Genomic DNA, 26,106 nt, shown 5'->3' with positions numbered 1-26,106 from the left:
TTCTGAATAGTGGCGGAACGGACGGGGCTCGAACCCGCGACCCCCTGCGTGACAGGCAGGTATTCTAACCAACTGAACTACCGCTCCGCGCTGTGTTCTGGTTAAGAACGGAGCGGATATTAAGGAATGGCTGCCTTTACGTCAATGCTTTTCCTGATATTTTCAATCAACCGCACAGTTTTTCCGCAGTCTGGTGCGTTTCAATCCGAAAGACCGGATAAGCGGCTTACGAACGCCATAAACAGTTACCGCCCTTTTTAACCACTAAATCTAAACGTTCTTCATGCCACGCCAGTTCCTGCTCTGTGGCAGCGATAACTTTCAATCCGGAGGCTGGCCGCGCCACGCGCTGGATCCCTAATCCGTCCGCGCCGGTATTTTGCTCGCCTTCGTGGCTGAATTTAATGCTGGTCTGGCCGCCGGTCATCATCAGATAAACTTCGGCAAGAATTTCGGAGTCAAGCAACGCGCCGTGCAGCGTACGCTTGCTGTTGTCGATCAGGTAGCGATCACTCAGCGCATCGAGATTGTTACGCTTACCGGGGAACAGCTTACGCGCCATCGCCAGGCTGTCGGTAATTTTACAGAACGTTTCGGTTTTCGGCAGGTCACGGCCGAGCATGTCGAACTCGTAATCCATAAAGCCGATATCAAACGTTGCGTTATGAATGACTAATTCGCCGCCGCGAATGTATTCAATAAAATCGTCAGCGATGTCGGCAAACGTCGGTTTATCGGCGAGGAATTCATCACTGATGCCATGAACGCCAAAAGCCTCCGGATCCACCAGACGATCGGGTTTGAGATAAACATGGAAATTACGCCCTGTCAGGCGACGGTTAATCACTTCAACAGCACCGATTTCGATAATCCGGTGCCCTTCATAGTGGACGCCGAGTTTATTCATACCGGTAGTTTCGGTATCGAGGACGACGATCCTGTTAGAGGTGTTTTGTAAATCCATGGCTCATTATCCAACGCTGACAGTCAGTTGCAGAAACGATCTGCCCGGCACGAAAATAAAATCTCGCGCCAGGCACTTTAGCTTACGCAGGGATTTGCTGTGTAATGCAGTGGATGTTACCACCGCCCAGCAAAATTTCACGGGCAGGAACGCCGGTGATTTTGTACTCAGGGTACATTTCAGCCAGTAAATTCCCGGCCTGCTGATCCGTTGTCGCATCCAGCAGCGGGAAGATGATGTGGTTATTGCTGATCAGGTAATTGACGTAAGACGCCGCAAGCCGGTTGCCTTCCACACGCTCAATGGCCGTGCCCGGCAACACGCCGACAGTTTCTTCCGCAGTAGCATGCATGACAGGAGGTGAGGGCATTTTCCAGATTTTCAGGCTGCGACCTTGAGCATCTTTCGCCGCTTCCAGCACTTTCAACGCCGCCGCAGAACGCGCGTATTGCGGATCTTGCTCGTCGTCAGTCCAGTGCAGCGCCACTTCGCCCGGACGAACAAAGCAGCACATGTTGTCGATGTGCCCGTCAGTTTCGTCATTGAACACGCCGTCTTCCAGCCAGATAAATTGCTTCACGCCGAGGTATTTCTGCAACTGCGCTTCTATTTCAGCTTTCGAAAGATGAGGATTACGGTTCGGATTGAGCAGGCATTCTGCGGTGGTCAACAAGGTGCCTTCGCCGTCAACATGAATGGACCCCCCTTCCAGCACCAGGTCTGTCGACACATAGGGAATGTGCTGATAGTTCGCCACCTGACGGGCAACCCGTTGATCGCGTTCCCAGCTCGAATACAGACCGCCGTTGAAGCCGCCCCAGGCATTGAATGTCCAGTCGATAGCCAGACGCTCGCCTTGCGGATTGACCACAATCGTCGGGCCGGTATCACGCATCCAGGCATCGTCGCTTTCCATTTCCACCAGGGTAATCTGCGCCGGCATCACTTCGCGTGCGTTGGCCATTTCTGCTGCCGGAACCGCCATAAATACTGGCGTTTGAGTCGCAATCGCTGCCGCCACATTGGCGAAAGCCAGCTGTGCCGGACGTCCGTTGGAGCGCCAGTTATCGGTGCGGTAAGGCCAGATCATCCAGACAGCCTGCTGCGCGGCCCATTCAGCGGGCATCACAAAACCTTCAGCCTGAGGATTGATATCAATAGAAGACATCAGTTATTTCCTTGTTGAACCGTCGGATGTCGCGATGGCGCCATACATTTCAGGACGGCGGTCGCGGAACAGACCCCACGATGCGCGTTGTGCAGCGATAGCATCCAGATCAAAGGTATGAACCAGCACAGCTTCGTCGGTTTTGTTGGCTTGTTCAACCAGCGCACCGGTTTGATCAGCAATGAAGGAAGAGCCGTAGAAGGTCATTTCATAATCAGGAATAAATTTGCTTTTTTCCGTGCCGATACGGTTAGAGGCAATCACCGGCACAAGGTTAGCCGCAGCGTGGCCCTGCTGAACACGGGTCCAGTGTGGCTGGCTGTCGATTTCCGGATACGCCGGTTCAGAACCAATCGCCGTCGGATAGAAGATGATTTCCGCACCCTGCAATGCCAGGCAACGTGCGGTTTCCGGGAACCATTGATCCCAGCAGATGCCTACGCCGATTTTCGCATAGCGGGTGTTCCACACTTTGAAACCGGTATCGCCCGGAATGAAAAATTGTTTTTCCTGATAGGCCGGTCCGTTAGGAATATGCGTTTTGCGATAGACATCCAGCACACTGCCGTCAGCATCAATCATGACCAGCGAGTTGTAATAAGCATTATTGCACTTCTCAAAGAAGCTCAGAGGAAGCACCACTTCCAGTTCTTTTGCCAGTGCGGAGAAATGACGAATGAGCGGGCTGTCAGTCAGTTCTTGCGCCAGACTGTAATGCTCAGGGCTCTGATCAATACAGAAGTAAGGCGCAGCAAAAAGTTCCTGAATCAGAATAACTTGCGCACCCTGGTTATGGGCCTGGCGAACCAGCTTTTCGGCGTTAACAATATTCTTTTCCAGATCCCAGCTGCAGCTCATTTGTGTTGCAGAAACCGTTACATTTCTCATCAGACATCCTTAAAGCATTGAAAAATTGGCAGTGAAAAAACCATGAAAGGCTCGACTCGCTCAGAGTTTTGAACTGGCACTCTGCATTTTCCTATTATATTGCAAATGACAGCGCTCTCCAGCCAAAAGAGTGGTGAATGCCTGTATAACCTGCACCAAAGGCACCTCTTCGTCTCTCTTTCAGACAGTTATACCCCAAGATAGTGCTGTGCCCGGTACGCCGGTTTATGTCAAACTTGGCGTTTACTTTTGATGACAGAGCCTGCCAGAAATGACCAAACAGGTAGAGATTTTCACCGATGGCTCCTGCCTGGGTAACCCGGGCCCCGGCGGTTTTGGTGCGATTTTACGCTACAAGCAACACGAAAAAGAGTTCAGTGCGGGTTTCCGTCTGACCACTAATAACCGTATGGAAATGATGGCGGCGATTGTGGCGCTTGAAGCGCTGACGTCGCCGTGTGAAGTGACATTGAGCACCGACAGCCAGTATGTACGCCAGGGGATCACGTCGTGGATCCACAACTGGAAAAAACGTGGCTGGAAAACCGCGGATAAGAAACCGGTAAAAAACGTCGATTTATGGAAGCGTCTCGATGCCGCGATCCAGACACATGAACTAAAATGGATGTGGGTGAAAGGTCACGCAGGACACCCTGAAAATGAACGCTGTGATGTACTGGCTAAAGAAGCAGCGGGAAATCCGACCCTGGATGATGTGGGCTATCAGGCGGAGAATTAAACGGCTGCGCGCTGGCTATTCTGCGATGAAAAAGGACGGTTGAAAACGGTGATAAAATGCATACCTACCGGGTATAAGCTGCGTTTTTTCGTCCGTTTTCGTCTTGTCTGACCTCAGCTTGTTCGTTAATTCCTGCCTCAGTCAGTCCCGGTGTTCTTTGCGGTAACTCTTCGTCGCGCCCACAGCCTGCGGGATTTTTTGCTTTTGCGCCGTGACTTTTTTCGCTGTCGGTGTCAGCGGGAAGGTCCGTTTGCGGGCAATAATCAGCGTCATGCAACCCAGTGCAGGAAGGTGCGTACTCAGTAATTTACCGCCATTCTTTTTCCACGGCAGAACATGAAAACGCCGGTGCACTATCACTTCATAATTAAGTAGCGAAAGCCAGTCAAGCAGACGCATTTGGGTAAACAGGCGACTGCTGTACGGCTGACGCTTACGAAAGAGCGGCATCAGTTTGCCTATCCCCAGCAGACTGAGCGGATTAAAGCTGCTGAGTACCATCCAGCCATCATCAATCAGTACGCGATCGACTTCACGCAGAATACGGTGCGGGTCGTCCGCGTAGGCCAGCGTATGGCTGAGCAGGCAGGCATCCACGGATTTTGCCGCGAAAGGCAAATAGTAGGGATCCCCCCGCACATGCAGCCCCTCGCCTTCGGGCGCGAAGTTCACCTGATGCGAGATTGGACAAGCCTGCGTATCGATTCCGGCACTTAATGCGCCGATTTTCAACAGGTGGAAACCGTAGAGTTTCCCCCACCAGGGTTGCAGTTGTTGCTCAAGCGCGGCACGGTAGTAGTCGCCGCACGGGATCTCATCCCAGCAAGCCGGAGCAACAATGGTCTTACGGGCGCGGGCTGGTCGCATAGTTTGTTATCTTCTTTCAAGCAGTTGCCAAAGAGAGGTTGCCATGAATCTTATCAGTATTCCTGCGTTGCAGGACAATTACATTTGGATGCTCGATGACCAGCAAGGACATTGCGTGATTGTTGATCCCGGAGAAGCTGCCCCTGTTTTAACCGCACTGAAAAAGGCGAATTTAACCCCGACAGCTATCCTTCTGACACATCACCATCACGACCATGTGGGAGGCGTTGATGAGATTTCGAGCCATTTTCCGGGTCTGAAAGTGTACGGACCTCACGAAACTGAGAATAAATTTCGTCAGATTAGTCTTAAAAACGGTGATAAATGTGTTATTGGCGGTGTGGAATGGCAGATCTTTGCTACGCCAGGTCATACGCTTGGTCATATTTCATACTATAGCGCGCCTTATCTTTTTTGTGGAGACACGATGTTTTCCGCCGGATGTGGCCGTTTGTTCGAAGGGACGCCAGAGCAAATGTACCAGTCGTTTCAACGGCTAGCGGCGTTGCCCGATGAAACATTAATCTGCGCTGCGCACGAGTACACTCTCTCAAATCTTAAGTTTGCGCGTGCTATTTTACCTGAGGATGATGATATCCATTCTCATGAGCACAAAGTGCAACAAATGCGTGAAAAGGGACAATCTTCCCTGCCTTCAACCCTCGGTCTTGAGCGTAAAATTAATCTCTTTTTACGATGTGATGACGTTGATTTACAAAACAAATTAAACCTTAACGATCCCTTAAAACCTGACTGGCAGGTTTTTGCCCGATTAAGGGCACTCAAAGATAGCTTTTAGCCCCAAAGGTTGTGTTTTTTTCCGAAGCAAAGTATTATCGCTCGTCTTTTAAGCAACTATGACACACACATGAAGGCAAACGCGATCTTAATAATCGCCTCCATGTTGCTCACAGGTTGCCAGGCGTCCAGGCAGGGCGTGAAGGTACCGGAACAACATGCACAGAGTTTGTCTTCAGCAAGTCAAAGTGAAGCAGGACAGTACACAGATGATGGCCGTGCGGCCTCGGGGGGATGGCTGGATGGAAACGACGCCGTCTCCCAACAAAATTTGTGGAACTTCATAGGCGACGAGCTGAAGATGAAGGTTCCGGATAATCCCCGGATCCGCGAACAAAGAGTTAAATATTTAAAAAATAAGAGCTATCTCCACGATGTAACATTACGGGCAGAGCCGTACATGTACTGGATCACCGAGCAGATTAAGAAACGTAATATGCCGATGGAACTGGTACTGCTACCCATAGTGGAGAGCGCTTTTGACCCCAAAGCAACCTCATCAGCTAACGCTGCAGGGTTGTGGCAGATTGTGCCGCAAACGGGTCGAAACTATGGTTTGAAACAAAACCAGTGGTATGACGGACGCCGCGATGTTGTGGCTTCGACGACTGCTGCGCTTGATATGATGCAACGTCTGAACAAGATGTTTGGTGGCGACTGGTTATTGACCGTTGCTGCGTACAACAGCGGTGAAGGCCGTGTCATGCAAGCGGTGAAAGCGAACAAAGCCAAGGGACGTTCAACGGATTTCTGGGCGCTGGCGCTGCCACGTGAAACATCGATTTATGTGCCGAAAATGTTAGCCCTTAGCGATATTCTCAAGCACAGCAAGAAATACGGTATCAGCTTGCCGAAACCGAGTGAAGACCGTGCCCTGGCGCGTGTTGAAGTCGGACAACAGATGCAACTGACACAGGCGGCCGAGATGGCGGGCATGTCCCTGACCAAGCTCAAGTCGTTTAACACCGGCTATAAGAAAAATGTGACCGCGCCGAATGGCCCGCATTACATTGTTCTGCCGAAGGCGCATGCCGACCAGTTAAAAGACTCACTGGCTGATGGGGATATCGCCGCAGTCCAGGAAACCAAACTGGCCAGCAACACTCCGTCAGGTGCAAAACAGTATAAGGTTCGCTCCGGCGACAGCTTATCTGGCATTGCAGCCCGGCTGAATGTGAAGACCCGTGATTTACAGCGTTGGAACAATTTGCGCTCAGCAGGCGCGTTAAAAGTTGGGCAAACACTGCAAGTGGCGGATAACAGCGTCAGCGATACCAGTGTCAATGGCGGCAGTATCACTTATCAGGTACGTAAAGGTGATTCATTGTCGAGCATTGCCAGGCGTCACGGCGTCAACATCAAGGATGTGATGCGCTGGAATACGAATGCCGACAACCTGCAACCGGGCAACAAGTTAACGTTGTTCCTGAGCAACAAAATGAGCCCTGATACCTGATCGTGAAAGGTCGCGGCAATAAAAAAGCACCCTGAATATGCCGGGTGCTTTTTTTTGTCTGCATTTTTTAACCAGCGAAATAAGCGTTACTGTACCAGAGGCTGCCCTGCCAGGAATTCAACCCGCAGCGGATTATGGTCCGAGGCGCGCGTTTCCATCACAGACGCGCTGGTGACGCTGAGGTCACGGTAGAAGATAAAGTCCAGCGGCCTGCCGAACGCCCGCTTGCGGTAATCAGCAGGAAAACGAACCTCCTCCAGATGGATATTTCCCGCAAAGCCAAACAGGGCATTGATACGCTGTTTGCTCCACGCATTGAAATCCCCGGCCATGATCACCGGCCCTTTGTGGTTCGCAATCTGCTCGCCAATCGGATCCAGCTGTTTGCTGTAGACGTCGATTCCGATACTGAAATTCACCGCATGAATATTCACTACCATCAGTAAACGGCCATCGATAAGCGGATACACCGTGACTAAAGCCGATTTAGACAGCCTGAGAAGCGGCTCACGCTCACGCAGCGGACAACAGTAAACCGGATGCGCTGCAGAGAGTGTCATCACGCCAGAGGGGTGCTGAGGCAGCATAAATGCCGGTACCTGATCGGCGGCCAGATAATTGGAAGTCGCAAAACGAATCAGCTCAGGGGTGGTTTGGGCTTCCTGAAGCAAAACCAGTTGCGCATCTTTGCCGTAATCACGCAGAACTGACAACCAGTCAGCACGCTGTTGTTTAAAGATATTCCACACCATCACGCGCAAAATATTCGAATTGGGCAGCGCAGCACCCGGTGGCAAATCTGGCCCCAAATGAGCGAGGACTCCTGGAAAGATTTGCTCTGCGGGCTGACCTGCGACATACCTCATTGCATATGTTTTTTTCCGCACGCTAATCGCCTGTTTACCCGTTATATCGTTGCTTTATGAGAGAGATTCCCACGCGAAAGTTCAGTATACGCCCGCAGACGCTCAGACCAAATCTGTTTACATTGGTATACATCCTGGTCACATCTACAGGCTAGCATAACTCATAAAAACGGCCCGCCAGAGGCGAGCCGTGCAGACACAGAATGTAAGAAAAATCAGGCCAGCGAAGTCGTAGGTTTGCGGTCCAGACGCCCGCTCAGGCGGGTAAACAGCAATGCACCCGCCACGATGATTGCACCGATCCACGGCGTTTGCGCCAGGCCAAGGGTAGAAACCACCTGCCCGCCAATCACTGACCCCAGGGCGATACCGACGTTAAAGGCCGCAATATTCAGTCCGGAAGCCACATCGACGGCATTTGGCGTCACCTCTTCGGCCTTCTGCACCACGTAAACCTGCAATCCCGGTACGTTGCCGAAGGCGAAAACCCCCATCACCAGCAGCGTGATCAGCGCCGGAATACCGAAACCTGAAGTGAACTGGAAAATCAGCAACAGCACGGTGAGGGCGGCAAAAATAATCGTCAGCGCTTTAACGGCACCATGACGGTCAGCCAGTTTGCCGCCCCAGATATTGCCGATGGCCACTGACACACCATACGCCAGCAGGATCCAACTCACCATGCTGGCTGAGAACCCAGCCTGTTCCTGCATCATCGGTGCAAGGAATGTAAAGGTGGTGAATACACCGCCGTACCCCAGCGCGGTAATCGTGTAAATTAGCAACAGACGCGGATTCATCAACACTTTTACCTGATCAGCAATACGCGCCGCCGGTTTGTTTTTGATGTTATTCGGTACCAGGATCGCGCTGGCGATAATGGCGATAACCCCAATCAGCGACACCGCGAGGAAGGTTTCGCGCCAGCCAAAATGCTGGCCGATGAATGTCCCCAGTGGCACACCGGTCACCAGCGCAACAGTAAGACCGCCAAACATCAGCGCAATCGCAGAAGCGGCTTTTTCTTTTGCCACCAGACTGGTGGCAATGGTCGAGCCAATTGAGAAGAAAACGCCATGCGCCAGGCCGGTCAGCAGGCGGGCTATCACCAGCGTGCTGTAATTCGGTGACTGCCACGCCAGCAGGTTGCCCAGCGTAAACAGCACCATCAGGCCTATCAGTAACGCTTTACGCGGCACGCGGGCAGTCAGCGCGGTCAGAACCGGTGCGCCAGTCGCCACGCCGAGAGCATAAATGGACACCAGCAAACCGGCGGACGGGACAGAAACGCCCAGTTGCTGCGCGATAGTCGGCACCAGCCCGACAATAACAAACTCTGTTGTTCCTATAGCAAATGCACTGATGGTCAGTGCTAATAATGCAAGCGGCATAACCTTTACTCCACATGAATGTCGATTTGATGGCGGCTATTATCGGCTTGTGCTTAAATGACATAAATAACCAAAGTATCAATTTATTTATGCCGGAGTAACAACAATGCGAGCCAGTTCTGAAGAGCTGATTACGTTTGTGACCGTGGTAGAAAGTGGCAGTTTCAGCCGTGCCGCAGAACAACTGGGGCAGGATAATTCCGTGGTCAGCCGGACGCTGAAACGGCTGGAGCAAAAACTGGGCATTACCCTGCTCAACCGCACCACACGTCAGATCAGCCTGACACATGAAGGCGAGCGCTATTTTGTCCGGGTACAAAAAATCCTGCATGAAATGGCGGCGGCTGAAGATGATTTACTGGAGAACCGCGACGATCCTCAGGGGCTGTTGCGCATCGATGCCGCAACACCGGTCATTTTACATGTCATTTCGCCGCTGGTGGCGGAATTTACCGAACGTTTCCCGAAGATGTCACTGGCACTGTTCTCGTCGGAGAGCAATATCAATCTGATCGATCATAAAGTGGATGTGGCGATCCGCGTCGGTGAGCTTGAAGATTCCAGCCTGCGGGCCCGCAAACTGATGCTGAGTTATCGCAGCGTGCTGGCTTCGCCGGCATATCTGAAAAAATGGGGAACACCGCAAAGCGCCGATGATTTGCTGGATCACCGTTGCCTGGGCTTTAACGAAGTGATAGCGCTGAATAAATGGCCGCTGCTGTGCGCCGATGGTCAGCAACTGACGGTCACCCCCTTTATCAGTTCAGGAAGCGGGGAAACGCTGCGCAGGCTGTGTTTGCAAGGTAATGGCATTGCCTGTCTGTCGGATTTTATGACCGATGAAGATGTGGCGCGAGGTGACCTGGTGAAACTGCTGGTGCCGGACATTATGCGCATCGCCATGCCGCTGCATGCGGTGTATTACAGCGATCAAACCGTCAGCACGCGGATCCGGTGCTTTATTGATTTTCTCAGTGAAAAGCTGGGAACCCGCGGGGTTTAAACATTGGCTCCCTCCCCGGTGAAGGAAAAGGAGCAAAGACATCAATCCCACGCAGGCGCCAGACCCTCAGGGCTGACCAGTCGGCCATTGCGTTCAAGCGCCGCAATTTGCTGCATATCGGCCTCTGTCAGCGTCAGTTGTTGTGCCAGCAGGTTGCTTTGCAGGTTTTCGCGTCGGGTCGACGAGGGGATCACCGCGTAACCCAGTTGCAATGCCCAGGCCAGAACGATCTGAGCAGGCGTTGCGTGATGTCGGGCGGCAATCTCGATAATCGTCGTATCTTTTAACGCATCGCCATAAGCCAGCGTCATATAAGATGTCACGGCGATACCGTTCCGGCGGGCGTAATCTGCCACGGTCTGGTTTTGCAGAAACGGCGACAGTTCGATCTGGTTGGTCGCAATCTGATCCGCGCCCACCGCGTCGATCGCTTCCTGCATCAGCGCCACGGTAAAGTTGGAAATACCGATCTCACGTGTCAGTCCCCTCTTTTTCGCCTCAACCAGCGCGTGCATCGTTTCTGCTACGCTGACGGCCTGATTCGGGGACGGCCAGTGGATCAGGGTCAGGTCAACATAATCCGTTTTCAGTTTGCGCAGGCTTTCTTGCAGACTGTCGATGAGTTTGTCAGCAGCGAGATTTTCAATCCAGATTTTGGTGGTGATATAGAGCGCTTCACGCGCAACGCCACTTTCAGCCAGTGCCTCACCCACCGCAGCTTCGTTGTCATAAATCTGCGCGGTATCAATGGCGCGATAACCCAGTTCAACGGCGGTGGCAACAGACGCTTTTACCACTTCATCTTTCAGGCGGAATGTCCCCAAACCGAAGGCAGGAATACTCATCATGTTCTCTCTTTAAATTTTTCTGGAGGATAAATCGTGGAGAGAGTATGGACTGCGCATTCATGGATAAAAACGACCGTATCGCCAGAAGACTTTTGACCAGAGTGCAATAATCAGGAGGGGGAAAAGCGGGCCCAGGGCAGTGAAACCTGCCGGAGAAAACCGCCGGAAGCAGCATCAACCTTGTATTCCTCTACCTCAGAAACGCCCGCAGGCAACGCCAGCGCCCGCATCACGTTTCCATCCGCAGCGAACCATAAACGGCAGTCCGCTGAAGATTCAGCAGTAAAACGCTGATGGCCCGGTTCGAGGCGGATCCGGCCCATCTGCCACACACTTCCACCCTGCTGTTTGAGCCATGCCTCACGCAGACACCACAACTGCCAGAACGCCGTCTGCGGGTCGGCCTGTTCCACCAGCCACTGACATTCGATATCACTGAATGCTGCGCGTGCCACGTCAAGATAACGCCGGCGCGGGCGAATTTGCTCCACATCGCCGCCGTCTTCGCCCGCCGGACACAGCAGCAGTTGCAGATGATGTTTACTGTGGCTGAGAGAAAAGTGTGGCAGGGAGGCGTCCGCAAAATACGGTTTTCCCTGCGCGGAAATCTGCATGGCGGGTAAGTTGTCACAACCACTGAAAACTGACAGCGCTTCGGCCAGAAGCGCCCGGCCCGCGCACCATTGCTGGCGGCGGGCAGGATTCATTCCTTCACTTTTCATTAGCCATTGCGCGGGCACACGTGACAATGAAAAGTTGTCATCCAGCGACGCCGTAATGAGCTGCGCCCGGTTCATCGTTAAGGCCAGCGACGGAAAACTAAAGAGGTATTAATTCCGCCGAAGGCAAAGTTATTCGACTGAATAAATTCAGTCTGAATATGGCGCGATTCGCCCATCACGTAGTCGAGTTCACCGCAAAGCGGATCCGGTTGCGTCAGATTTATGGTCGGTACGAAGCGGTCTTCGCGCATCATTTCGAGCGACATCCACGCTTCCAGCGCGCCGCAGGCACCGAGCGTATGGCCAAAGTAGCTTTTCAGCGACGAAATAGGTGTCTGATTGCCAAACACCGCAGCAGTCGCATGGCTTTCCGCAATATCACCGCGATCGGTGGCCGTACCATGCGCACTGATATACCCGATTTCGGAAGCAGGAATACCGGCATTTTTCAGCGCTTTTTCAATACAAATCTGCATCGTTGATTGCTGCGGCTGAGTGATATGCGCCGCATCGCAGTTGGTAGCAAAACCCACAATCTCGGCGTAAATCTTCGCGCCGCGCGCCTGTGCATGCTCCAGTGACTCGAGGATCAACGCCCCGGCACCTTCGCCGATCACCAGGCCATCACGCTGCATATCAAACGGGCGCGGCGACAGTTCAGGGTGTTCGTTTTGCTGACTGGTGGCAAACAGCGTATCAAACACGGCAGCTTCTGACGGGCAAAGTTCTTCCGCACCGCCAGCCACCATCACCGTCTGATAACCGTGTTTAATGGCCTCATAGGCATAACCGATGGCCTGGCTGCCCGACGTACAGGCGCTGGACGTCGGGATCACGCGCCCTTTCAGGCCGAAGAACAGGCCTGCATTCACCGCCGTGGTGTGCGGCATCATCTGTACGTAAGTCGTACCGGTAATGTTGTTGGTATGCTTTTCCGTCAGCATGGTTGCAAATTCGCTGACCGGGCCGGTGCTGCCGGTCGATGAACCGAAGGCAATACCGGTTTCGCCGTCAGTAAGAATCGTGTCTTCCAGCAGACCGGCCTGCTCCAGCGCCAGCTCCACCGCACGGGTTGACAGCAAGGACACGCGCCCCATTGAACGGATGCGCTTGCGGGTGTAATGCGCCGGGATAACAAAATCATCCACCGGTGCGCCCAGATGTGTGTTCAGCCCCTGATAAATCAGCCATTCATCCATGTGGCGGACAGCGTTTTTACCCTGTTGAAGGCGGACGGAAATCTCGTCCCAATGGTTACCGAACGCTGTTATGCCTTTCATGCCGGTAATGACTACACGCCGGGTCATATCAGGCCTCCGTTGATGGAGATCACCTGACGGGTCACATAACCGGCGATATCTGACATCAGATAGCTTGCCAGTCCGGCGACTTCTTCCGCCCGGCCCATCCGCCTGAGCGGAATCATGCTCATTGCGGCATCGAGCGCCGGTTTTTCCATGTCAGGCATGCCGGTGTCGATCAAGCCCGGCGCAATGCAGTTTACGGTGATTTTGCGTTTCGCCAGTTCCAGTGACAATGCTTTGCAGGCACCGATAATACCGGCTTTGGCCGCACTGTAGTTAACCTGTCCACGATTCCCCGTAATGCCGGAAACCGAGGAAAGCGCGATAATACGCCCGCCCTGACGCAAGCCGATCATCGGCATCACACAGGGCTGTAAGACATTGTAGAAACTGTCGAGATTAGTGTGGATCACACCGTCCCAGTCCTCGTCGGTCAGTGCCGGGAATGCCGCGTCACGGGTGATCCCGGCATTATTGATCACGCCGTAGTACGCGCCATGCGCCTCAATATCAGCGTCAATCACGTCCCGACACTGCTGGCGGTTGCTGATATCAAACTGCACAATTCGCCCCCTGCCGCCGTTGTCAGTGATGTTTTGCAGGGTATTTTCTGCCCCTGCTTTATCGCTGTGGTAATGAATGACAACAAAAAAACCATCAGCGGCTAACTGACTCGCAATGGCTTTGCCGATCCCTTTGCTGGCACCGGTCACTAATACCGAACGCATCATTCCTGTTTCCCCTGTATTAATTTAATGAGTTCGTCCTTGTCTGGCTGGTAGGTATTCAGCCTTCCTTTTGCAACCTGCAGGTTATCTTTTTCTTGTTTAATGCAGATCACGCCTTCGAAGCTGGCGAGTTTTTCATCGCACAACACCATTAAGACGCTGATGAATAATTCACTGCCTGCCGCGAATTCCGGCACGCTGGTTTTCAAAGCCCTGCCGCCCAACAACATGCCCACCTGCGGCGGTTCGCCACTTTGCGCGCCGTGCCAGCCGCTCCAGACACCGACAGTTTGCGCGATCAGTTCGATCGCATACCACGCGGGCAATGCGCCCCGCTCATTAAGAAACGGTGCCAGCACACTGTTTTCGGACACCACAACGCTGCACAGCGCGGTCTCTGCTGTGACACTAATGACCTTATCCAGTAAGACCATGGGTGATTCATGCGGCAGATATTGGCCCGCGCTGAGCATGCTCATGACGGCCTCCCGATCAGAATGCAGGCATTATTCCCGCCAAAGGCAAACGAGTTTGAAAGGATAACGGGCTTCGCCAGCGCTTCGTCTTTTTGTACCAGCCGTATATCCGGCAAACGGCTATCGCGTGGTGTAAGGCTGAAATCCTGTGACGGCAGTTTGAGATTTTGTGTCAGGATCAGCCAGCCCAGCGCCGCCTCTGTCGCGCCAGCCGCACCCAGCGTATGGCCGGTGAGATGCTTGGTCGAACTGCACGGTGTCTGGTTGCCAAATAACCGATGTATGACGGCGGCTTCCGCCTGATCGTTAAGAGGTGTCGCGGTACCGTGGGCGTTAATATAACCGATGTCTGCCGCACTCAGCCCGGCCTGCGCCAGTGCCATATGAATTGCCCGTTCAGCCCCGAGGCCTTCCGGATGCGGTGCAGACATATGCCACGCATCGGACGACTCGCCCGTGCCCAGTAAAGCGACGTCTGCGGGCTCACGGGTCAGCAGGATCAGCGCCGAGGCTTCACCAATATTAATGCCATCCCGGTCTTGCCCGAACGGCGTACAGCGCCCGCGGGATAAAGATTCCAGGCTGTTGAAGCCGTTCACTGGCATCCGGCACAGGCTGTCAGCGCCACCCACCAGGGCGGCGTCGGCCAGCCCGGCGTCGATCAGGCGCTTCCCGCTGATAATCGCTCTCGCGCTGGATGAGCAGGCCGTGGATAAGGTATAAGCCGGACCACTGAGATCCAGCAGTTCCGCCATAAACTGTGAAGGATCGCCCAGCTCCTGTTGCTGGTAATCGTAGCCCTGCGGGAATTTCCCATGCCGGTGAAGATGACGCACCGCGTTTTCGCCTTCAGCAATGCCCGATGTACTGGTACCCATAATGACCGCGACGCGATCGCGTCCGTACCGGCTGACAGCCGCCTGCACCTGGGGGTCAATCTGCGCCAGCGCAGCCAACAGCAACTGGTTGTTGCGGCTGTGGTGCGCTGACAAAGAGCCGGAGATCGCAGGCAGTTCGCCGGTCACCGCACCGAGCCAGACGGGCCGTTCCTCTGTCAGCCAGCCTTCCTGCAACGACATTCCCGGCGCAAAGCCTGATTTCAGGCTGGCAGCGATTTGCGCATTGTTGTTTCCCAGCGCGTTCACCATGCCGACGGCCGAAAAGTAAATCATGTTAGTCACCCACATTCCGGATAGTTATCTGATAGTGAAACGCCATCTGCGTGATCGACACCGGCCGACGTCCGCGGCCCTGTGGCAGATAGTCAATGCGGGTGATCGTGTTGCCTTCGTTATCCAGTAACGTGCGGCGCAGCGGCTGATCGTCAAGTTTCCAGCCTGCTGGCAACAGGGGTTGCCATCTCTGCGCCGGCCAGTAGCTCAACATAATATCGGCAAGAACCTGATTTGCTGGAGGTAAACCATCAATTTTCATCGTCTGTTCAGTGTGGATCCCTGTCTGATCGTAGACCACTTTGAACAGCCGGATCCCCAGAGGAGAAAGCCCGGCAAGCTGTAACGATTTTCCGTCAGCATTGAGCAGGACCAGCAAGGACTGTTGTTTACCTTTCACCGTGGCCGTCAGTAACTGCTGCTGACTGACCGGTTTATCCAGGGTGGGTGCGGGTAATTTCACCTGCACGCCGCGTTTCAGCCAGGCTTGTGGCTGTGTATCTGAAGGGGGATTTGTCACACACCCGCCCAGCATAAAAATCAACAGGGCCAGCGCAGGCAGCCTAAACCGGGTCATTTTTTACGTCCTCGTTTTTTGGCCGGCAGAGTCAGGGGTGACAACAGAAATGCCGTTAATATGCCAAAGCTTAGTACTATGCCGAAACTACTGATGGCTTGTGTTGAACTGAAAACCAGCATACCGAAAGTCAGCTGCGTGGTAACGGCGGCCATAAAAATGGCAAACATGGACGTCGTCGGTGTGCCGCGTGGATTGGTGAAAAACAGGGTGTAATTGATGCCGATCCCCAGAACCAGAATCAGTGCCAGCAGGGAGAACAGATTAAGATTATGGCCACTAAAGCCCAGCGCCGCGACACCCATCCCGAGGGAAAGTAAGGTCGGAATCAGACAAATAAACCCGTGGGGCAGGCGAAAACGCCAGAGATAAATGATCGCAATGACCGCCACGGCGAGGGCCAGCAACCCGGTCAGATAAATACGGTACTGAGAGAAGAGACCGCTGAATTCAGTTTTGCGATCGATCCAGCCGGTTCCCGGTACAGACGCCGACAGCGCCACCATGGCGGCGCTGTCATGCACACCATTCACCGGAATAAGGGTGGCGCTGCGCCCGTCCGGTAAGGACAACCACAATAAACGCCAGCCTTCACTGACTGTGCTATTAAGCCATTCCGGCACATCAACCGTCTGCGCACTGAGATCCGGTTCCGCCACCGTGATCCCCGCCTGCTGCAACTGTGCAATAATTTGCGGCGCACGCAGGCGTAGCAGAGATAAATCCCGCTGCTGCCGGGCTTGCGAAGACAGGTTTATCGCCCGGAAACCGTCAATTACGCCTTTATCTCTCGCCTGGATGAGCGCGGGCCGCAATGTTTCAAGTCGTTGCAGCGTCTGCTCGGCGCTGTCACCGTAGACCACCAGCCATTTCTGATCGTTAGTTTGTCCGGTCAGTGCAGCAATCTGCTGTTCCTGCTGTTGTAAACCGGCCGGAAGAGATTGAAGATCCGCAATGTCATCGTTGATTTTCAGCCGTGAAATTCCGGCCGCTACCAGCACTAATATCAGTAATGGCAGACCGATGCGTACCGCTTTGCGGCTGCGCCATGCCAGCAACCAGCGCATGATAATCGCCAGCCCAGGTGCGGGGCCGACCGGTAAACGCTTCGACAGATACGGATACCAGCACATCACGGTGATACAGGCGGCGCTCAACCCGGCAGCGGCAAAAACTGCCAGCTGTTGCAAACCCGGAAATGGTGCAATCAGTAACATCAGATAGGCCACCACCGTGGTAAGCAGCGCCATTGATAATGCAGGGAACAGTTTTTTCAGACTTTCCAGCGGTGTGCAGGAGTCGCCATGCACCCGACGTTCGGTCAGGAAGTAAAGTGTGTAGTCTGCAGAAATACCGACAATGCTGGTGCTGAGCACCAGTGTCATCACGTGGATTTCACCAAATACCCACAGGGTCAATACCGTGCCTGACAGTGCGCCGATGGCGATTGAAAGTAAACTGAGCAGCATCGGCAGAACCGAACGGAACATCAGTAAGATCAGTATAAACACGCCGGTGACTGACGCCGCACCAATCGTGGAAAGATCGTGCTCAGCCTGCTGGCTGGCATAATTGCTGTAGAAAATCGTGCCGCGCTCAAGCACTTTTGCACCCGGCCAGCGTGCTTCAAAAGCCTCTTTCGCCGCACCAAGAGCCGCCACGGTTTGTTTAGCCGACGTGATGTCATAGGAAGATGCTTTCAGCTCGCCATGTACCATGAACCAGTTGCGGCCATGTTGATCGCGGGCCATCAGCCAACCTTGTTCCAGCATCATGCCGCCGCTGTTCTGCTGCTGTGCCATCTGCGAGGCACGGACCAGCAATAACGGATCATTCGCCAGCTCTTTGCCGCTGACGCCGGAAAAGGCGGAATACACCTGACCGAGGATCCACTGACTTTGTGTCTCCGCGCCTGCCGTCAGACGCTGACGGGTGGCATCATCAAGCAAGGCGTTACGATGCCTGAAGAAGAAAGTGCCCCACTCCTGCTGACGCTGAACGTCCATCGGTCCCTGCACCTGACTCAGTTCTGGCAGCGCCTGCAACTGCTTCAGCCAGTCAGCGGCGGGCTGAATACCGGCACCCGGCGGAGGGCTGACCAGCCACATCAGCTGGCGATCCAGCCGCTGAGTAAAGCCGTCAGACAATGCCTGTGGAATAGGGGTTTCCTGTTGCTGCGGCAACAGCGCCAGCACGCTGCTGTTAATCTGGCTGCGTGGTAACAACCAGAACAGCGCTGCAACCAGCAGCGCAATAATCAGCAGCCAGCTTTGCGCCAGTTTTCGATGAAGATCAGGAGGCAAAATGGCGTTTCTCTGCATCAGTCAGCGTGGCGGGTGTGGTCTTCTGATTGAAGAAACGAATATGCGTGGCATCGCCCTGCATATCATTAATATCGATATTGTTCAGGAAGGTTTCGCCACTGAGCGTAATGCTGCGGAACAGACGGTTCAGCGGTGAGACCTTTGGTGTCAGAACAAGCGTCCAGGCGCCTTTACCCAGATCAGTAAAATTAAGCGAGAAGTTCTGTCCGAGCGCCCGTTGGTCAGCGTGAAACAGTGCGCTAAGCAATGAATTAAACTGGAACATCTGCGGATTGGTGTCCGCCGTAACCACCTGCGGAGATTGCCCCGCCATGATTTGCACCATGCGGTTTTCAGTCAGCAATAATGTCAGGGTGAACGGTTTTTCCTGTTGCCACCACAGCCCTTGCTGCCGGGCAATCAGCAGATTCCCGCTGGAATTGAGCGGTTGTGCCATCCCGCTGATGGTTCTTTGCTGCGCAAACTCAGCACGGAGTACCGGCACCTGGCTGAAGCGCTGTTGTAATTCCTCCAGCGTCACAGCGTTAGCTGTGACGCTGAAAATCGTCAGAGCCAGTAGCAGTAAGACCTTCACAGGCTGACTCCTGTTTTATCGAAAAGAACCTGCGGCGAGACAAAACACATTTCTTTGGAGACAGCGTCCACTGCGACCTGCAACGTATAGCCTGTCGTTGTACGTTTACCGCTTTCGATATCGTAAATCTGATAGCCGATGCGCAGACGGTTTTCGATTTCCTCCAGCTGTGCATGAACGGCAATACGCTGTTCAAAGAGCAGCGGCGCAATATATTTCACGCGGGTATCAACAATCGGCCAGACATAACCTGATGCTTGCATCTGACGATAACCGTAATCAAATTGCTTGAGTAGCTGCTCGCGCGCAATTTCCAGATAACGGAAATAGTTGCCATGCCAGACCACGCCCATGGCATCTGCGTCGTGGAAAGGAACCGTGATTTCAACGCAGGTAGAAAATCGCGGATCGTTAAAACGCGGATCAAGTTTGGAAGTCATATCATTCAGGTTTCCTGTCAGAGGCGACATCTGCGGGATGCTGCCAGAAATCATAAAAATTGAACCAGTCGTGAGGTGCCAGCAGGCTGTAATGCTCAAGCCGTGCGGCATAATGATCGACTGCGGCCTGTAACGCAGGCAGGCGGTTGGCACGCGGCAGGATCAGAGGATCGGCAAAAGACTCACAATAAATATGCAACCGCTTTTGCTGCATGATGCCAAACATCAGCATAACGGGTGCGCGTAGCGCAGCAGCCAGAATAAAGGGTCCCTGCGGGAATGCGGCAGTTTTGCCCATAAACTCGCTGTAAATCATGCGGGAATGTTCACCACGCTGATGATGACTGGCAGAGGTGCGGTCGCCGACAATCGCCACCCACTCACCGGCATCAAGTTTTTCCTGCAATAAAATCGCGGTCTCCGGCCCCATCTGGTTAACCTGGATCAGATTCACCACGGCCTGCGGATTAATCTCTTTCATTACCTGATTGAACCGCTCGGCATGTTCTGTAAAGACCAGCGCATTTACGGTGATGCGATGACTGAGTGAACCTATTGCCCGACATGATTCGATGTCACCTAAATGTGAGGCAAGGATCAGCGTGCCTCGCCCGGAGGTAATATGAGATTCGCAAATGTCGGGATTGACCAGTACCGCATCAGTCAGTGTTTTATCGCCCTGCCAGCTCGCCAGTTTGCTCAGCATAGATTCACCAAACCGCATGAAATGCCGGAAAGTGCTCAGCGGATAAGGCAGGGGAATATGGCGATGTGCAGCCGTCACGCGCACACGCTCCAGCCAGCGGGCAGAGGCATTGCGCTGTTTGTGGCCGGTGAGCCAAAAATAGGTGATGACCGGATAAAGCAACAGACGAAAGGCGTTGTATCCCAGCGTCCGGTAAACCGATAACATCAGGCGAATGCCCCACAACCCTTTACGTTCCTGCGTCGAGGACCAGTGTTCGGGACGATTTTTCCGCTGCTTCAGCAAATAAGGAATGCGTCGCAACATGCCAAAAAACAGCCGCGTGTGCATCCACGAAATCTGCAGGTTGTCCTTCACGGCATCAAAATGCGAGAGGCCATCTTCAGGATAAGTCACCCGCGTGGGCAGGAAGCGGCTGCGTGTGCCTTGCCAGTAAAGACGCACCATAATTTCCGTATCGAAATCCATCCGCAAACCCAGGTTTTTTTTTGCCATCAGTTGCAGGCAGGGTCTGAGGGGATAGACGCGGAATCCACACATACTGTCTTTTACTGAAAATGACAGTGTCTCGATCCACACCCAGAAATGGGTGATATAGCGGCCATAAAGGCGTGATTTCGGCACACTGTCATCGTAAACCGGCTGTCCGGAGATCAGGCAATCCGGATAACTTCTGGCTTCAGCCAGCATCGCAGGAACGTCTGAAAGCTGATGCTGTCCGTCGGCATCCACCTGTAAGGCGTGCGTAAACCCCTTTCCGGCGGCCAGCCGCAGCGCCGCCATCACAGCCCCGCCTTTCCCCTGGTTTACAGTGAGCCGCGTCAGGCTCATCCACGGCGTCAGACTCTCCAGATGCTGCAACTCTTCTGCTGTCTGCAGGTCACTGCCGTCATCAACCACAATGCAGGGCAAACCGAATGGCCGGAGACTTTCCAGCACACCCGCCATCATCGGTCCATGGTTGTAACAGGGAATAATCAGACAGGGAGAAAAAGAGGCTGACGGCGTCATGGACATAAGGTGATTTTCCCGCTGCTGGCGATCGCCTGACCCACACTGTAACGAAATACCAGCCGTTGTTTTTCTTTAAGCCAGTCGATCTGCAAATTCACAATTTCTTCAGGCAACAGCGGTCGCTGGAATTTCACCACTTCCATGCCGGAAAATGCTTTATCCAGACTAAGAAGTTCTTCAGCGTAACCCATGACCCAATTGACCTGTGTCACGCCAGGCAAAATCGGAGACGACGGGAAATGGCCTTTGAACCAGAATAAATCCGCAGGTAACCGGAGCGTGAGAAGCAGACTGGTGTCGCTGGCGCGTTGCCGATGCAGCATGTCAGGCAGGATCATAAAAACATTTCCTGTAATTCAGCAGTCGCGCGTTTGCCTTGCTGGTTAAGAGGAATCGCAGGTGCAAAGCGCCAGTATCGCGGCATAGAAACCGGAGATAGCCAGTCACGCAAGATCCCGCGGATCTGCCCAAGCAGTACGGCCTGCCCCTGCACCTGGAATAACTGCTCGCCGACCTGACTTAAAACCAGCACGGCTGCAACATAAAGTCGCCCCTGTTTTTCAAGCGTCAGTACGCTGGCGTCGCTTAACAGATCCATCGCACACAAACGTTGCTCAATTTCAGTCAGTGAGATCCGCTGCTCTGCAATTTTAACGATCCGATCCTTACGGCCTAAAAGAAGAAACTGACGTTGATCGGCATTCAACAGCTGAATTTTATCACTGAGGATCATGCCATCCGGTTGCGGGATCAGCGGAGAAATCAGGGCGATATTGCCATCAGCCAGTGGTGAGAATTCGAGATTATCAAAAAGAGTCCAGGCTGCTTCCGGCTGATGTTGCGTACGGAAGGCGACGATGCCGCTTTCAGTCGTGCCATAGATTTCAGTCGGCCGGCAGCCACAAATATTTTCCACCCGTAACGCGGTGTCATGACTCAGCGGGCCTCCGGCAGAAAAGACATGCCGGAGATTTGCGGGCTCCAAAGCCATATCAAGTCGTTTAAGAAAGGCCGGGCTGCTGGTCAGAACCAAGGCATTCTCTCTGGCAAGCGAGTGTAACTGTTCGTGATACTCCACCCTTTTCGCCGCAAAAGGTCGCCCAAGAGTCAGGGGCAACATGAAAGCGAAACTGAGACCATACATATGATGCGGCGCCACGGTGGCGACAAAGCGTGCATCTGCGCATTGCTCCCCCCAGTGTGTGCAAAGCCACTGACTCTCCAGTTCCAGACAAGAAACCGGCTTGATTATTTTTTGCGATTTACCGGTCGAACCGGAGGTGAATAAAATCAGTACGGCGTTTTCCGGCCATTCGGGCAAAGCTGTTAACGGTTGATCTGCTGAGAAGGGAAAACGAAGAATAGGGCAATCAATCTGCAAAGGAAGATCGGTGATTAACGCATCGAACTCATCACGTTGCCCGGCCAGAACAGCGGGCCGAAAATGACCGGGTAAAACGGGTGTATGACCGCTGTAAAGCACCGCCAGCAGTGCCACGGCAAATGAATAGTTATCTTCAAGGCACAATGCCCAGCGGGAATGCGATGTCGCGCTGATATGAGTCAGCAGAGATAAGACATCATGCCGGAAATCACGCTGACACCACTCCCGGCTTTCGCTCCAGGCAACCAGATGTTCGTCTGCTCTTCCCGCGCTTAGCCATTCGCACATTCGCTGCGTCATGGGTGTCGCAGACGCTTTCTGACTATCCATTCAATACCCATTAATAAGCCAATCAGCAGATAACTGATCCCGCCGTTATAAAGAGCCCATAAAGCCATATCGCCTTTCAGGCAGGTATATAAAGCCAATGCTCCGTTACACACAAAGAAAATGCACCAGGCCTGGGTCACACGACGTGTGTAAACCACCCCTTCCGGCGGTAAATCGGGTTCATCCAGCCGTGCAATACGCTCAACCAGCGTTTGGCTGGCGCGTAATGAACTGAAAAATAATCCGAGCAATAAAAGATTTACCGCGACGGGGTAATACAACAGCATCGATGTTTCGCGTAATAAAATGCTGGTGCCGACCAGTACAATCCCTGCAACTGCAATCGCTTTTCCGAAAAAAGTTAACTGGGATAACTTCCCGCGAAAAGTCAGTAAACGCAGAATAAAGATCGCCATCAGTACGGGCGCCAGGATGCGAATTCCCCACGTTTTTAAACCGCACCATACAACCAGCGGATAAGCAATCACCGCCACTGGCATCGCCCAACTGGCCATCTTCGTAACCAGAGGAAATGAGAAGCGCCGGGTTTTATCCATAAAAAAGATATCCGCCCATATTAGGAAGCGGGGGAATTAAGTAATTCATCTATGGCATCAACGACATCCTGAACGGTACGAACAGATTTAAACATTTCAGGCTTAATTTTTCTGCCAGTGATTTTCTGCAAGTGAACCACCAGATCAACAGCATCAATGCTGTCTAATTCCAGATCCTCGTAGAGCTTTGCATCCGGCCGGATATCATCTTCATTGATTTCAAATAGCTTGATTAATAACGCGCTAATCTGCTGGTAAATTTCTTGCTTCTGCATAGGAATCTCTTTAACCACGCTGTGCTGATATAAATCTGGCCAGACTTTCAACAGAATAAAAATGCTCACGCATTTCCTGACTTTCCGCCGAAAGGATCACACCGTATTGCTTCTTTAACGCCAGACCAAGCTCTAGGGCATCAATAGAATCCAGCCCTAATCCGTCACCAAAAAGCGGAGCCTGTGTCTCTATCTCATCTGGCGCCATCCCCTCCAGATTTAGCGTCTCAATGATAAGTACTTTTATGTCGTTACTTAATGAATCCATGACTTATTTCTCGTTATTTTGCGTATTACTGCGCATCAACTCAGTGCACAAATGCTGTGTCAATCGCCGTGCAGCCAGGGCAGGTGAAAGATCGCTTTCATCTAAAAAGTCTTCAGCCTTTACCTTATCGGCAACGGTAATCACAAACTGAGGTTTTACCCGGGGAATTTCGTACCATTTCCCCTTTTTTGTCAGCATTGGCGGCTGACATGAAATATGGACAATTCTGACATCACATCCTGCCCTCAGCGCAATGTTAGCGGCACCACGCTGCAGTATCATCGGTTTTCCAGGCAAGGAACGTGTCCCTTCCGGGAAAACTAACAGCGTACCGCCTGCTTGCAAACGGGTTTCACAGGCCTGCAACAAAGCATCAGAGCCAGTGTTAATCAGGTAACCCGCCGCTTTTATCACTCCGCTTAAGAATGGGTTTTGCAGCAAAGCTTGTTTGACGATGCAGTCACAACGAGGCATACGCGACGCCAGAATCACATAATCAAGCAGACTGGGATGATTCGCCACTATCAGACAGCCGGCATCTTGCTGAAATTTCTCATCACCGATAAACCGGTAATCCATCACTCCCACCCTCCGTAATCCACTCAGGAAGAACCTGAAACTATTACGAATGCTGTTGAGTGTCATTCTGTGCAATCTTTCAGGTTGCCGGATGATAAGTCGCAACAGATTAAACCAGATAATAGAAAGCAACAGCCCGCCAATTCCGAAAAGTGCGAAAAAGAATCCGGTTGCTAACCACCGCCAGATACAATTAGCTGCGGAAGACTTTTCTTCGGGCACTAACGTTTCTCTCATCACAGATTACGAACCCACTGCCAGCTATGGCGATTATCTACACTGATATGGAATAAAGGAGAGGAGGAAAGATAGCCACGCAGAAATTGCAAACTCTGCGGAAGTTCTGGATTCATATCCTCACCCGACAACGAAATACGCTGACACTTCAAGGTATCGCCAGCAGTTAATATTATTGCTACGGCGTAAGGGAGAAACTCAGAATTTACCGATTCGTTGTATATATCAGGAATTTCACCATCAAAATCAACCAACATAACGCGGGAAGCCCCCGTTGCCAGCATTGACTGAGCTTCCAGCATTCCCTGATGAAAGCTGTCTTTACCGGCCGTTAACGAGGTTACCGGCAACGGATTTTTGCTAATAATGGTAAGCCAACCCGCGGCGGTATTATGTACTGACATGGAGAATTCAGTCGGAGATAAAGCCTCTCCCCCGGCCAGGGAATGCAAAATTCGCCCCGTTTTCTCCAGTTCACCATGACGACTGGTAAAAATTGCAGCATCTACGTTGTTATTGACGAGCAACGCAAGCCCGGAATCCACAGCAAAACGACTGCCGATACTCATTCGTCGTGCAGACATCATGGGAATTTGCTGGCTTTTAGGGTTTGCGCCGGAAAATGTATTTATGTCTGAGCACCGAGCCCACTGGATCCAGTGCTCACAACTATCGACTCCCGGAGCCACAGCCCGCCAGTCCACTATATCCAGTGAGAATTTCATAATGATTATCTTAGTGATTCTGCCAAATTGAGACTTTATGATATTTTATTGAAACTTGCATCTGTAATCTGACAACTTAGTAAACTTCATTAAGAATTTTAGTGCTGGTTTATTATGAGTTTTTTGGATACATGGAGAGTTATCTGAAAAGCGAAATTTTTCAAGTTGATACGAAGTATTTTTTCGATATCCGGCCAGCCTTATTTCCTGTCGGATTCAAACAATCAGTCATCATATTAAGTAAAATATAATACTTCTAATATTAATTACTCTCTCAGAATTAAATCCTGAAAGGAGCGCAGATCAGATAAACGTGAATCCGTGAGATAATAAAATATATCCCAGAAAGATAAGAGGTTTTATTGGCATTTTCACCAGGATACAAATGCAAAAAGTCCCTGAACCTTTCGATTCAGGGACTATGCAATAATTGGCGGAACGGACGGGGCTCGAACCCGCGACCCCCTGCGTGACAGGCAGGTATTCTAACCAACTGAACTACCGCTCCACCGGTTCTTTCACACGCATCAGCAACCGGCTGATGCCTGTTTGTTCCTGTTATTTTCCTTGTCAGGGGAAAAGGAACACGTTCTTTACTAATTTGATGCCTGGCAGTTCCCTACTCTCGCATGGGGAGACCCCACACTACCATCGGCGCTACGGCGTTTCACTTCTGAGTTCGGCATGGGGTCAGGTGGGACCACCGCGCTAGTGCCGCCAGGCAAA

Annotated in this window: 28 protein-coding genes, 2 tRNA genes and 1 rRNA gene; 4 read left to right on the top strand and 27 right to left on the bottom strand. The window is 52.5% G+C overall.

What is annotated here, in order from left to right; all coding sequences use genetic code 11:
• Positions 1 to 10: 10 nt before the first annotated feature.
• The 4 genes from ETV65_RS21100 to aguB form a co-directional block, all read right to left on the bottom strand.
• Positions 11 to 87 (bottom strand) — tRNA-Asp (locus ETV65_RS21100).
• Between the two features lie 139 nt (positions 88 to 226).
• On the bottom strand, positions 227 to 964 hold the full coding sequence (gene dnaQ, locus ETV65_RS21095) for a DNA polymerase III subunit epsilon (RefSeq protein WP_129955030.1): 738 nt from the start codon (positions 962 to 964) through the stop codon (positions 227 to 229).
• Between the two features lie 82 nt (positions 965 to 1,046).
• Positions 1,047 to 2,132, bottom strand: coding sequence for an agmatine deiminase (gene aguA / locus ETV65_RS21090; RefSeq protein WP_129955029.1), 1,086 nt, complete (start codon positions 2,130 to 2,132; stop codon positions 1,047 to 1,049).
• Between the two features lie 3 nt (positions 2,133 to 2,135).
• Positions 2,136 to 3,020, bottom strand: a complete 885-nt coding sequence (gene aguB / locus ETV65_RS21085; protein WP_129955028.1) for an N-carbamoylputrescine amidase — start codon at positions 3,018 to 3,020, stop codon at positions 2,136 to 2,138.
• 271 nt (positions 3,021 to 3,291) lie between these two features.
• Between aguB and rnhA the strand changes: the two genes are divergently transcribed.
• Entirely contained in the window at positions 3,292 to 3,759 is a 468-nt protein-coding gene (gene rnhA / locus ETV65_RS21080) for a ribonuclease HI (protein ID WP_129955027.1), read from the top strand.
• A gap of 141 nt (positions 3,760 to 3,900) precedes the next feature.
• Here the strand turns inward: rnhA and ETV65_RS21075 are convergent, their stop codons facing one another.
• Complete coding sequence (locus tag ETV65_RS21075) at positions 3,901 to 4,626, bottom strand: class I SAM-dependent methyltransferase (protein WP_129955026.1); 726 nt, start codon at positions 4,624 to 4,626, stop codon at positions 3,901 to 3,903.
• Positions 4,627 to 4,669: 43 nt separating this feature from the next.
• Here ETV65_RS21075 and gloB point away from each other — a divergent pair, with 43 nt between their 5' ends.
• Together gloB and mltD are read left to right on the top strand one after the other, a co-directional pair.
• Positions 4,670 to 5,425 carry a hydroxyacylglutathione hydrolase gene (gene gloB, locus ETV65_RS21070; protein WP_129955025.1) on the top strand — a complete coding sequence of 252 codons (756 nt, stop codon included), beginning with the start codon at positions 4,670 to 4,672 and terminating at the stop codon, positions 5,423 to 5,425.
• Positions 5,426 to 5,494: 69 nt separating this feature from the next.
• On the top strand, positions 5,495 to 6,880 hold the full coding sequence (gene mltD, locus ETV65_RS21065) for a murein transglycosylase D (protein ID WP_129955024.1): 1,386 nt from the start codon (positions 5,495 to 5,497) through the stop codon (positions 6,878 to 6,880).
• A gap of 86 nt (positions 6,881 to 6,966) precedes the next feature.
• Here the strand turns inward: mltD and ETV65_RS21060 are convergent, their stop codons facing one another.
• Both ETV65_RS21060 and ETV65_RS21055 read right to left on the bottom strand, forming a co-directional pair.
• The gene (locus ETV65_RS21060; RefSeq protein WP_129955023.1) at positions 6,967 to 7,767 is read right to left on the bottom strand and encodes an endonuclease/exonuclease/phosphatase family protein; all 801 of its coding nucleotides are present in this window, start codon (positions 7,765 to 7,767) and stop codon (positions 6,967 to 6,969) included.
• A gap of 194 nt (positions 7,768 to 7,961) precedes the next feature.
• A complete protein-coding gene (locus tag ETV65_RS21055) occupies positions 7,962 to 9,137 on the bottom strand; it encodes an MFS transporter (protein ID WP_129955022.1) in 1,176 nt (391 codons plus the stop codon).
• A 106-nt stretch (positions 9,138 to 9,243) separates the two neighbouring features.
• Between ETV65_RS21055 and yafC the strand changes: the two genes are divergently transcribed.
• On the top strand, positions 9,244 to 10,140 hold the full coding sequence (yafC, locus tag ETV65_RS21050) for a DNA-binding transcriptional regulator YafC (RefSeq protein ID WP_129955021.1): 897 nt from the start codon (positions 9,244 to 9,246) through the stop codon (positions 10,138 to 10,140).
• Between the two features lie 41 nt (positions 10,141 to 10,181).
• On the opposite strand, the gene dkgB is transcribed toward yafC, so the two are convergent.
• The 20 genes from dkgB to rrf form a co-directional block, all read right to left on the bottom strand.
• Entirely contained in the window at positions 10,182 to 10,985 is an 804-nt protein-coding gene (gene dkgB / locus ETV65_RS21045; RefSeq protein WP_129955142.1) for a 2,5-didehydrogluconate reductase DkgB, read from the bottom strand.
• 113 nt (positions 10,986 to 11,098) lie between these two features.
• Positions 11,099 to 11,785 carry a 4'-phosphopantetheinyl transferase superfamily protein gene (locus ETV65_RS21040; protein ID WP_129955020.1) on the bottom strand — a complete coding sequence of 229 codons (687 nt, stop codon included), beginning with the start codon at positions 11,783 to 11,785 and terminating at the stop codon, positions 11,099 to 11,101.
• Positions 11,786 to 11,787: 2 nt separating this feature from the next.
• The gene (locus ETV65_RS21035) at positions 11,788 to 13,017 is read right to left on the bottom strand and encodes a beta-ketoacyl-ACP synthase (RefSeq protein WP_129955019.1); all 1,230 of its coding nucleotides are present in this window, start codon (positions 13,015 to 13,017) and stop codon (positions 11,788 to 11,790) included.
• The gene (locus ETV65_RS21030; RefSeq protein ID WP_129955018.1) at positions 13,014 to 13,745 is read right to left on the bottom strand and encodes a 3-ketoacyl-ACP reductase FabG2; all 732 of its coding nucleotides are present in this window, start codon (positions 13,743 to 13,745) and stop codon (positions 13,014 to 13,016) included. Before ETV65_RS21030 ends, ETV65_RS21035 begins: the two co-directional genes overlap by 4 nt.
• Entirely contained in the window at positions 13,742 to 14,221 is a 480-nt protein-coding gene (locus ETV65_RS21025; RefSeq protein ID WP_129955017.1) for a hotdog family protein, read from the bottom strand. Before ETV65_RS21025 ends, ETV65_RS21030 begins: the two co-directional genes overlap by 4 nt.
• Complete coding sequence (locus tag ETV65_RS21020; RefSeq protein ID WP_129955141.1) at positions 14,218 to 15,390, bottom strand: beta-ketoacyl-[acyl-carrier-protein] synthase family protein; 1,173 nt, start codon at positions 15,388 to 15,390, stop codon at positions 14,218 to 14,220. Before ETV65_RS21020 ends, ETV65_RS21025 begins: the two co-directional genes overlap by 4 nt.
• Before the next feature lies 1 nt (position 15,391).
• Positions 15,392 to 15,967, bottom strand: coding sequence for a DUF3261 domain-containing protein (locus tag ETV65_RS21015; protein WP_129955016.1), 576 nt, complete (start codon positions 15,965 to 15,967; stop codon positions 15,392 to 15,394).
• Positions 15,964 to 18,270 (bottom strand): MMPL family transporter, encoded by a 2,307-nt coding sequence (locus ETV65_RS21010; protein ID WP_129955015.1) that lies wholly within the window; start codon positions 18,268 to 18,270, stop codon positions 15,964 to 15,966. Before ETV65_RS21010 ends, ETV65_RS21015 begins: the two co-directional genes overlap by 4 nt.
• Entirely contained in the window at positions 18,260 to 18,865 is a 606-nt protein-coding gene (locus ETV65_RS21005) for an outer membrane lipoprotein carrier protein LolA (protein ID WP_129955014.1), read from the bottom strand. Before ETV65_RS21005 ends, ETV65_RS21010 begins: the two co-directional genes overlap by 11 nt.
• Positions 18,862 to 19,305 (bottom strand): thioesterase family protein, encoded by a 444-nt coding sequence (locus ETV65_RS21000; RefSeq protein ID WP_129955013.1) that lies wholly within the window; start codon positions 19,303 to 19,305, stop codon positions 18,862 to 18,864. Before ETV65_RS21000 ends, ETV65_RS21005 begins: the two co-directional genes overlap by 4 nt.
• A 1-nt stretch (position 19,306) precedes the next feature.
• Positions 19,307 to 21,022, bottom strand: coding sequence for a glycosyltransferase family 2 protein (locus ETV65_RS20995; RefSeq protein ID WP_129955140.1), 1,716 nt, complete (start codon positions 21,020 to 21,022; stop codon positions 19,307 to 19,309).
• Positions 21,019 to 21,363, bottom strand: coding sequence for a hydroxymyristoyl-ACP dehydratase (locus ETV65_RS20990; RefSeq protein ID WP_129955012.1), 345 nt, complete (start codon positions 21,361 to 21,363; stop codon positions 21,019 to 21,021). The genes ETV65_RS20995 and ETV65_RS20990 overlap by 4 nt, the downstream gene beginning before the upstream one ends.
• Positions 21,360 to 22,739 (bottom strand): AMP-binding protein, encoded by a 1,380-nt coding sequence (locus ETV65_RS20985; RefSeq protein ID WP_238486003.1) that lies wholly within the window; start codon positions 22,737 to 22,739, stop codon positions 21,360 to 21,362. Before ETV65_RS20985 ends, ETV65_RS20990 begins: the two co-directional genes overlap by 4 nt.
• Positions 22,706 to 23,296 carry a hypothetical protein gene (locus ETV65_RS20980; protein ID WP_129955011.1) on the bottom strand — a complete coding sequence of 197 codons (591 nt, stop codon included), beginning with the start codon at positions 23,294 to 23,296 and terminating at the stop codon, positions 22,706 to 22,708. Before ETV65_RS20980 ends, ETV65_RS20985 begins: the two co-directional genes overlap by 34 nt.
• Positions 23,297 to 23,316: 20 nt before the next feature.
• Positions 23,317 to 23,571, bottom strand: a complete 255-nt coding sequence (locus ETV65_RS20975; protein WP_129955010.1) for an acyl carrier protein — start codon at positions 23,569 to 23,571, stop codon at positions 23,317 to 23,319.
• Between the two features lie 10 nt (positions 23,572 to 23,581).
• Positions 23,582 to 23,839 (bottom strand): phosphopantetheine-binding protein, encoded by a 258-nt coding sequence (locus ETV65_RS20970; protein ID WP_129955009.1) that lies wholly within the window; start codon positions 23,837 to 23,839, stop codon positions 23,582 to 23,584.
• A gap of 3 nt (positions 23,840 to 23,842) precedes the next feature.
• A complete protein-coding gene (locus ETV65_RS20965; RefSeq protein ID WP_129955138.1) occupies positions 23,843 to 24,655 on the bottom strand; it encodes a lysophospholipid acyltransferase family protein in 813 nt (270 codons plus the stop codon).
• Positions 24,655 to 25,380: a beta-ketoacyl synthase chain length factor gene (locus ETV65_RS20960; RefSeq protein ID WP_129955008.1), complete on the bottom strand. Its 726-nt coding sequence runs from the start codon at positions 25,378 to 25,380 to the stop codon at positions 24,655 to 24,657. Before ETV65_RS20960 ends, ETV65_RS20965 begins: the two co-directional genes overlap by 1 nt.
• A gap of 431 nt (positions 25,381 to 25,811) precedes the next feature.
• Positions 25,812 to 25,888 (bottom strand) — tRNA-Asp (locus ETV65_RS20955).
• 98 nt (positions 25,889 to 25,986) lie between these two features.
• Positions 25,987 to 26,102 (bottom strand): 5S ribosomal RNA (rrf, locus tag ETV65_RS20950).
• Positions 26,103 to 26,106: the final 4 nt, after the last annotated feature.

Source organism: Rahnella sp. RFA10(1/100), assembly GCF_004195115.1.
Taxonomy (GTDB): Bacteria; Pseudomonadota; Gammaproteobacteria; order Enterobacterales; family Enterobacteriaceae; genus Rahnella; species Rahnella perminowiae.
This window is presented reverse-complemented; position numbering and strand designations above follow the sequence as displayed.

What these genes read in the sequence shown, in the direction of transcription:
- ETV65_RS21040 (WP_129955020.1), bottom strand. Translation starts at nt 11,785, where the DNA reads ATGAACCGGGCGCAGCTCATTACGGCGTCGCTGGATGACAACTTTTCA.
- mltD (WP_129955024.1), top strand. Translation starts at nt 5,495, where the DNA reads ATGAAGGCAAACGCGATCTTAATAATCGCCTCCATGTTGCTCACAGGT.
- yafC (WP_129955021.1), top strand. Translation starts at nt 9,244, where the DNA reads ATGCGAGCCAGTTCTGAAGAGCTGATTACGTTTGTGACCGTGGTAGAA.
- ETV65_RS21025 (WP_129955017.1), bottom strand. Translation starts at nt 14,221, where the DNA reads ATGAGCATGCTCAGCGCGGGCCAATATCTGCCGCATGAATCACCCATG.
- rnhA (WP_129955027.1), top strand. Translation starts at nt 3,292, where the DNA reads ATGACCAAACAGGTAGAGATTTTCACCGATGGCTCCTGCCTGGGTAAC.
- ETV65_RS20985 (WP_238486003.1), bottom strand. Translation starts at nt 22,739, where the DNA reads ATGGATAGTCAGAAAGCGTCTGCGACACCCATGACGCAGCGAATGTGC.
- ETV65_RS20995 (WP_129955140.1), bottom strand. Translation starts at nt 21,022, where the DNA reads ATGACGCCGTCAGCCTCTTTTTCTCCCTGTCTGATTATTCCCTGTTAC.
- ETV65_RS21030 (WP_129955018.1), bottom strand. Translation starts at nt 13,745, where the DNA reads ATGATGCGTTCGGTATTAGTGACCGGTGCCAGCAAAGGGATCGGCAAA.
- ETV65_RS20960 (WP_129955008.1), bottom strand. Translation starts at nt 25,380, where the DNA reads ATGAAATTCTCACTGGATATAGTGGACTGGCGGGCTGTGGCTCCGGGA.
- aguB (WP_129955028.1), bottom strand. Translation starts at nt 3,020, where the DNA reads ATGAGAAATGTAACGGTTTCTGCAACACAAATGAGCTGCAGCTGGGAT.
- ETV65_RS20975 (WP_129955010.1), bottom strand. Translation starts at nt 23,571, where the DNA reads ATGCAGAAGCAAGAAATTTACCAGCAGATTAGCGCGTTATTAATCAAG.
- ETV65_RS20980 (WP_129955011.1), bottom strand. Translation starts at nt 23,296, where the DNA reads ATGGATAAAACCCGGCGCTTCTCATTTCCTCTGGTTACGAAGATGGCC.
- ETV65_RS21000 (WP_129955013.1), bottom strand. Translation starts at nt 19,305, where the DNA reads ATGACTTCCAAACTTGATCCGCGTTTTAACGATCCGCGATTTTCTACC.
- ETV65_RS21015 (WP_129955016.1), bottom strand. Translation starts at nt 15,967, where the DNA reads ATGACCCGGTTTAGGCTGCCTGCGCTGGCCCTGTTGATTTTTATGCTG.
- ETV65_RS20970 (WP_129955009.1), bottom strand. Translation starts at nt 23,839, where the DNA reads ATGGATTCATTAAGTAACGACATAAAAGTACTTATCATTGAGACGCTA.
- ETV65_RS20990 (WP_129955012.1), bottom strand. Translation starts at nt 21,363, where the DNA reads ATGATCCTGCCTGACATGCTGCATCGGCAACGCGCCAGCGACACCAGT.
- aguA (WP_129955029.1), bottom strand. Translation starts at nt 2,132, where the DNA reads ATGTCTTCTATTGATATCAATCCTCAGGCTGAAGGTTTTGTGATGCCC.
- ETV65_RS21020 (WP_129955141.1), bottom strand. Translation starts at nt 15,390, where the DNA reads ATGATTTACTTTTCGGCCGTCGGCATGGTGAACGCGCTGGGAAACAAC.
- gloB (WP_129955025.1), top strand. Translation starts at nt 4,670, where the DNA reads ATGAATCTTATCAGTATTCCTGCGTTGCAGGACAATTACATTTGGATG.
- ETV65_RS21055 (WP_129955022.1), bottom strand. Translation starts at nt 9,137, where the DNA reads ATGCCGCTTGCATTATTAGCACTGACCATCAGTGCATTTGCTATAGGA.
- dkgB (WP_129955142.1), bottom strand. Translation starts at nt 10,985, where the DNA reads ATGAGTATTCCTGCCTTCGGTTTGGGGACATTCCGCCTGAAAGATGAA.
- ETV65_RS21075 (WP_129955026.1), bottom strand. Translation starts at nt 4,626, where the DNA reads ATGCGACCAGCCCGCGCCCGTAAGACCATTGTTGCTCCGGCTTGCTGG.
- ETV65_RS21035 (WP_129955019.1), bottom strand. Translation starts at nt 13,017, where the DNA reads ATGACCCGGCGTGTAGTCATTACCGGCATGAAAGGCATAACAGCGTTC.
- dnaQ (WP_129955030.1), bottom strand. Translation starts at nt 964, where the DNA reads ATGGATTTACAAAACACCTCTAACAGGATCGTCGTCCTCGATACCGAA.
- ETV65_RS20965 (WP_129955138.1), bottom strand. Translation starts at nt 24,655, where the DNA reads ATGAGAGAAACGTTAGTGCCCGAAGAAAAGTCTTCCGCAGCTAATTGT.